Below are 563 nucleotides of genomic sequence, written 5' to 3'. Positions count from 1 at the left end.
AGGTGTTGACAAAAAGTTTTGTCGTTTTAGACTTACTAGTTCACTTGGTTTTACCAACAACACTATGCAACTTACCTTCCCAACAGGGGGTGCAGGTATTACTTTAAATATCTGTGTTGTATATTGTCAAGCTAATACTAACTCTGCTGCAATCTCATTTGCTAACGGTAACTTAGTGTTGGGTGGCCCTTATACCGCTTCAGGTGTAACTTGTGCTACCTCAGGTGCTGTAAGCAACTTGGGCGCTGTTACTTGTTTTGGTGGTAACAATGGTTCTGCTACTGTTACTATGTCACCGGTTCCGTCTAACAGTTCTATTACTTATACTGTTGATGGTGGTGCTTCAACTGCTGCTACTTTGGAATCAGGTGCATTCAACGTATCTGGTTTAACTGCTGGTGAGCACACGATTGCCGTGTCTAACGGTTCTTGTGCTGTTGTAAATGTACCGGTTACTATTTCTGGTCCTGCATCAGCTTTAACCAACACAACAACTGAATCTGCCTGCGGTAGCTTTACTTGGGGTGTGACTGGTTTGACTTATTCTGAGTCTGGTACTTATA

Annotated in this window: 1 pseudogene; it reads left to right on the top strand. The window is 42.6% G+C overall.

Annotation, left to right across the window (positions count from 1 at the left end):
- Nucleotides 1–64: 64 nt before the first annotated feature.
- Nucleotides 65–563, top strand: a pseudogene (locus KIH23_RS13605) (hypothetical protein); the annotation flags it as partial.

Origin of the sequence: Flavobacterium sp. CYK-55, assembly GCF_018413465.1 — a bacterium.
In the GTDB taxonomy this organism is placed as follows: Bacteria; Bacteroidota; Bacteroidia; order Flavobacteriales; family Flavobacteriaceae; genus Flavobacterium.
This window is presented reverse-complemented; position numbering and strand designations above follow the sequence as displayed.